The sequence below is a fragment of the Pseudopedobacter sp. genome (assembly GCF_040392825.1).
Classification (GTDB): Bacteria; Bacteroidota; Bacteroidia; order Sphingobacteriales; family Sphingobacteriaceae; genus Pseudopedobacter.
Genome location: NZ_JBEBVH010000240.1, coordinates 1 through 6,105, shown reverse-complemented (window position 1 = coordinate 6,105; position 6,105 = coordinate 1). Strand labels below are relative to the sequence as shown.

Here is a 6,105-nt window from a genome sequence, read left to right as displayed (position 1 = left end):
TTTACAGGGTGATTCATTGATGTGAAATTTGAAAGGTGCAAAGATAAGATTTTTTTAAAAAGAATGATGGTTAATTTATTGAAAATTAGAGCGACAGAAATTAACAATAGAAAAAACATATTTATCTGTCTTAATTGGCTCGGTTTTTTCTTGTAAAAAAGCTCAACAATACGATTAACAAAAATGAGAGTGAAAAACTGTCTGAATAATTCTTTATGTCTAATTGTTCTGTTTAGTATATTTATTTCCTGTAAAAAAGACAAAAATAACACACCAGCTAAAGAACCTGAATTTTATTACGTAGGGTATTCCTATAATCAAAGCTATCAAGAAACTAACAGGAGAGCGATTCTAAGTATTGGCGATTCTATTGTACAGCTTTCGCCCAACAATAGATCTGATGCTACTGCCATTTACGTTCATAATAACGATGTGCATGTTACCGGCTATCAACATGGTGGTACTGACAAAAAGCGGGTAGTTTACTGGAGAAACGGTACGATAACGCATTTGAGCGATGCTTTCGAGTACAATAAAGGAACGGCAGTATTTGCAGATGATGCGAATGTGTATGTTGCCGGTACGGTTTATGAAATTTTTAATTATAATGGCGAAGACAGGAATGTTCCTTATCAATATGTTTGGATAAACGGTGCATTTAAGCAAAAGTATGGAGCGGTAGAATTCTCTGGTATCAACTATTTTGCCCCTTATAACGGAAAGTTGTATATGGCAGGGCAGTTTGCACAACGGGCCACTTTATGGAACGAAAATTATGTTCAAGCTCTGTCAAGTAATGCGTCCGGGGCAGATTACATCAAAGTAATCAACGGAGATACATATGTAATTGGCTGGGAAGGTATAGATAAAGAAACAGATGCCTTTTCTGTATGGAAAAATAAAGAAAAAGTTTTTTCAAATACTTTAGGGAAACGGACTTCCAGTGTTGTTACTGCTATGGACGGTTGGGATTATTACTATGCAGCTAATTCCGGAGCAACGACGTTTACCGCTTCAGTCTATAAAAACGACCAGTTGTTGTATAACCTGGCAGAAGGATCCAATGTAAAGGTAGAGGCTATTCAGGTATATAATAAGAAAGTTTATGTGTTGGGGCAATTGTTGAATGGAACACAGTCTATCCCTACTTTATGGGAAGATGGGGTTCCAAAAACACTTTTTCCTTCAGACAAGAAAATATATCTGCATGATTTCGTAATAAGGTAGGTTTTAAGTTAATCTTTCTTTAGTATCGTCTCAAACGTATCTTGTCAGGTTGGGGTCCGATTTCATCGGGAAAGGTTCAATTATAGTATTATTATAGCAAATAGAATTTCAAATAAGAGAATCAGCCCTCTCTTCTTACAGAGGGCTGGATTGGGCTTATCTCCACAAATTTTCCGGATAAACACCTGCATTTACAAGTGCAGACAATTTCTCCTGTACAATCGGTTTATCTTCTTTATAAGTCACTCCAAACCATGTTGAAGAAGTAGGTAATACTTTAAATCTGGCCTTTCCGGATTTAATGATTTCTTCTGCAACAGAAGGAATATAGAACTCATTTGTTCCATTTTCTTCATCATTTTCTTTTGCGAACTTTTGAAATAATTCTACACCAGTCTCAAAAATCTTTGGCGTAAAACCCCAGAAATTCATAGAAGCATAGCTGTTTTCGGGAACAGGGAAAGTACCTTCCGGTTCGTCATATACCATTTTTCCATTATTGCGATATACTTTGGTCCTTTCGGTAATTTCGGTCATATAACCATCTTCAGAAACCGAGAAAATACCTCTGGAAACTTTACCATGATCAGATAATGTATTGTTCACTTCGAAACCCATTAAAGCCAGATTTTCGTCGGTCACATTCTCGCTTAGGAATTTGTACATTTTTTCGAAAGACTCATAACCATAAAAGTCATCGGCATTGATGATACAAAAAGGTTCGTTTATCTGATCTTTTGCCGAGATGAGTGCATGGCCTGTACCCCAGGGCTTCTGTCTGATTATCTCTTTGTCTATGCCAAACTTTTTTAAATCAAAATCCTGAAATACATAATCAGTCTCAATTCTTCCTGCCAGTTTCGCATCAAAAATTCTTTTGAATTCGTGATGGAAATCTTTTTTTACAATGAAAGAAACCTTTTTGAATCCAGCTTTTATAGCATCATAAATAGAATAGTCAATAATAGTTTCTCCTGAAGGACCGAAGCTGTCAACTTGTTTCAGGCTTCCATATCTGCTCGCCATCCCAGCTGCCAGAATTAAAAGGGTAGGTTGTTTTTTCTCCATGACAATTTTATGTGTGTTCGATAACGCAAGTTAGTAAATCATCATTAATAAAAAAATAAAAATGTTAAGTGTGTTCGAACACAATAGGTATTTTTATATATTTGTTTCTGTGTATACATATCAGGAATCTCAAGTTTTACTTTTTAATAAAACCTGCTGTTTCTGATATTTGAGTTTCAACTCTTTTTTAAATTTTAGATATTCGTTAAAAATTAAAAATCTGAAAATGACATTAATTAAGTCTATCTCTGGAATTAGGGGAACAATAGGAGGAAAGGCAGGAGATGCCCTTACTCCGGTAGATATTATAAAATTTACCGCTGCTTACGGTAAATGGATTTTAGAAAAAACAGGAAACAATAAAATAGTTGTTGGGAGAGATGCTCGTATTTCGGGAGAAATGGTGCGTAATTTAGTGGTGGGGACTTTGCAAAGTATTGGAATAGATGTGGTGGATTTAGGTCTTTCTACTACCCCAACGGTAGAAGTTGCCGTTCCTGATGAAAAAGCTGCAGGTGGTATTATTCTTACAGCCAGCCATAATCCGAAACAATGGAATGCCTTGAAATTGCTGAATAATCGAGGCGAATTTATTAGTGATCAGGATGGCAAGGAAGTATTGGCTTTGGCAGAAGATTCAGATTTATCCTTTGCAGATGTAGATAGTTTGGGTAAAGTGACTTATGACGATTCATACCTTCAAAAACATATAGATAAAGTACTGGCTTTGCCATTAGTGAATGTTGAAGCCATTAAAGCCGCGAAATTTAAAGTAGCGATAGATGCGGTAAATTCTACGGGTGGAATTTTTGTTCCGGCTTTGCTTAAAGCTTTAGGCGTAGAAACCGTTTACGAGTTGTATTGTGAGCCTAATGGTCATTTTCCTCATAATCCTGAACCGCTTCCAGAGCATTTAACCGAAATTTCTAAGGTAGTTAGAGAGAATAAAGCCGATTTGGGGATTGTCGTAGACCCGGATGTTGACCGTTTATGTTTTGTAAATGAAGATGGTTCTATGTTTGGTGAAGAATATACTTTGGTGGCTGTTGCTGACTATGTGCTAAAAAACACACCGGGCAATACTGTTTCTAATTTGTCTTCTACCAGAGCACTTCGTGATGTTACTGAAGAAGCAGGGCAAGTTTATAACGCTGCGGCTGTTGGCGAAGTAAATGTGGTGAACAAAATGAAGGAGACCAATGCCATTATTGGAGGTGAAGGCAACGGCGGAGTGATTTATCCGGAATCGCATTATGGCAGAGATGCTTTGGTTGGTATCGGTTTATTTCTTTCTCATTTAGCTCAATCAGGTAAAACGATTTCGGAATTAAGGGCTACTTATCCTGCATACTTTATCTCTAAAAATAAAATTGAGCTGGAAGCAGGAATGGATATAGACGGTTTATTGCTGAAAATTCAGGAGAAATATAAAGACCAGCCGATTAATACAATAGATGGTGTGAAAATAGAATTCGATAAACAATGGGTGCATTTAAGAAAATCCAATACCGAACCTATTATCAGAATTTATTCAGAGTCGGCTTCTGAACAACAAGCAAACGAGCTGGCAGAAAAAGTTATTAGCGATATTAAGGAAATCCTGAAATAAATTTCCGAAATTTATAGCAGCCTGAACATAGGTTATTGTTTTGTACTTTCTTGGTTTGGTTTCTCAGTACGAAACTTTAACAGATGTTTAATCAGGTTGTTTTTAAAGAGAGGTAGTACCTCTCTTTTTTTATTTTTGATAGGTTTGTTTAAACCTTAATATTATGGAACGCCTGGTACTTGTTTAAGACAGCAAGATGGCTGGTTAGTTGAAAACAATTGTTCGTCGCTGTTAGTTATCAGTAACTTATCTCTCCCAATTTTGTAAGTCAATATTGTGTTATTGCCAATGGTGCTTCCGTTCTGTAGTAGACGTTTTCCGACTTAATTCTTCCAATAAAATGAAAAACTACCCGAACGGGTGGGGAATTGGCATGGGCCTTTAGCTAATTTAGACGACCTAAACCATAAGCGTATGTTTAAAAATCTACAAGGCTTTATTTTTCTATTTATCGCTATTGCATGTTTCGTGTTATATGATTATCAAATGGGTTATTCGCAAACACCCGATGCCAGTGGCATTGTATATGTGAAAAAAGGAAGTACTGGAGATGGAAATAGTTGGGCAAACCCGGTTGGCGAGTTGGCAGATGCCCTCAAAGCGGCAAAAACCAATACCAATATTAAACAGATTTGGGTAAGTAAAGGAACATATTACCCCTTGTACAGCCCACAGGACGGAGCTAACTTTGGTACAGACAAAGGCCGGGATAACACTTTTCTGCTGGTAAAAGATGTGAAAATATACGGCGGTTTTGACCCGAATAACAATATAAGAGATTTACAAGACAAACGTATTGCGCCTTCTGCTACAACCGGATCTATACTAAGTGGCGATTTTAGCAACGATGATGTACTTAGCGGTAGTGGCACTACATTAGCCATTGCAAATAATACCGAAAACGCTTATCATGTGGTGGTGAGTACGGGAAATGTGGGAGCGGCCCTGTTAGACGGTTTTACCATTACCGGCGGAAATGCCGATAATAACACCGGTTCACTCAAGGTCAACTCCGAAGATACGTACAGATCCAATGGCGGAGGTTTATTTATCAGCGCTTCTGCTCCCACTTTCAGCAATGTGGTAATTTGTAAAAATGCTACCGCTTACAGTGGTGGTGGTATGGTTAATTTCGAAGTTGCTAAGCCGGTGTTTATTAATTCGCTGATAATTAAAAATTTAAGCCCTGGCAACGGAGGCGCCGGATTCAATACAGGTTTAAGCAAACCTGTTTTTAGAAATACGGTAATAGCTATGAATAAAGCAAACAGAGGAAGTGCGTTTTATACTTATGATAGTCGAACAGCCGGAGGGTATTCGACTCCTGAATTTTATAATAGTGTGATTTATAGTAACAGTGCTCCTACAGGTGGTGCCTTATATTTTGATAATCTTAATAATGTGTATGCGTGTATTAGCCGTAATAGCCTGATACAGTACGAGACCAATACGTCAAACGGTAATATCGACGGCAATACCGATCCTAAGTTTGCCAATGCAGACAATGACAACTACACCTTGGCCAGTGGAAGTCCATTGATTAACAAGGGAAATAATTCGTATGTTACTGAACCCTTTGATTTAGCAGGTAATGCCCGCATACGTAACACTACGGTAGATATAGGCGCTTATGAGGTGCAAAGTGGCAATACTATAGCTTATACCAGAACCAATCCTGCTTTATCGGAATATGCCGATATAACCAAGCTGTATGGCGATGCCAGTTTTATACTGAACGTACCCATTAGTACCAGCAGCGGAACATTTAGCTATTTCAGTAGTAATGAGAATGTGGCTATAATTAACGGAAATGCCATCACCATTACAGGCGCAGGAACAACTTCCATTATCATAACACAGGCAGGAACACCTAAACACAATGCAGTTACCACTAAATTGACAACCTTAACAGTAAACAAAGCCGATCCTATATTTTCTAATGTTGACGATATTATTAAAACTTACGGAGACGCCAGTTTTGTACCGGAAATTACTAGTACTAGCAATGGCGCTTTTACATATACGAGCGATAATATGGAAGTAGCAGTTATTACCGATAATAAAATAACCATTGTTGGCTCAGGAACGGCGACCATTACCGCTACACAGGCAGCTACCGCCAATTACAATTCGGGAAACATTGATCTGACTTTAACGGTAGAAAAGGCTAATCCAGTACTCTCTGGTTTTACCGATATCAA

4 protein-coding genes are annotated in these 6,105 nt (G+C 37.7%); 3 read left to right on the top strand and 1 reads right to left on the bottom strand.

The features are described 5' to 3' along the window. Nucleotides 1-183: 183 nt before the first annotated feature. Nucleotides 184-1,227, top strand: coding sequence for a hypothetical protein (locus ABWO41_RS14455; protein WP_353139504.1), 1,044 nt, complete (start codon nt 184-186; stop codon nt 1,225-1,227). Nucleotides 1,228-1,383: 156 nt separating this feature from the next. Here the strand turns inward: ABWO41_RS14455 and ABWO41_RS14450 are convergent, their stop codons facing one another. Next, nucleotides 1,384-2,295, bottom strand: coding sequence for a nucleotidyltransferase family protein (locus ABWO41_RS14450; protein WP_353139501.1), 912 nt, complete (start codon nt 2,293-2,295; stop codon nt 1,384-1,386). Between the two features lie 226 nt (nt 2,296-2,521). Between ABWO41_RS14450 and glmM the strand changes: the two genes are divergently transcribed. Together glmM and ABWO41_RS14440 are read left to right on the top strand one after the other, a co-directional pair. Further along, nucleotides 2,522-3,904 carry a phosphoglucosamine mutase gene (glmM, locus tag ABWO41_RS14445; protein ID WP_353139498.1) on the top strand — a complete coding sequence of 461 codons (1,383 nt, stop codon included), beginning with the start codon at nt 2,522-2,524 and terminating at the stop codon, nt 3,902-3,904. Nucleotides 3,905-4,318: 414 nt separating this feature from the next. Then, a partial coding sequence (locus ABWO41_RS14440) for a choice-of-anchor Q domain-containing protein (RefSeq protein WP_353139495.1) occupies nt 4,319-6,105 on the top strand: 1,787 nt, incomplete at its 3' end.

Coding starts and splice junctions, on each gene's coding strand:
- ABWO41_RS14455 (WP_353139504.1), top strand. CDS start 184: ATGAGAGTGAAAAACTGTCTGAATAATTCTTTATGTCTAATTGTTCTG.
- ABWO41_RS14450 (WP_353139501.1), bottom strand. CDS start 2,295: ATGGAGAAAAAACAACCTACCCTTTTAATTCTGGCAGCTGGGATGGCG.
- glmM (WP_353139498.1), top strand. CDS start 2,522: ATGACATTAATTAAGTCTATCTCTGGAATTAGGGGAACAATAGGAGGA.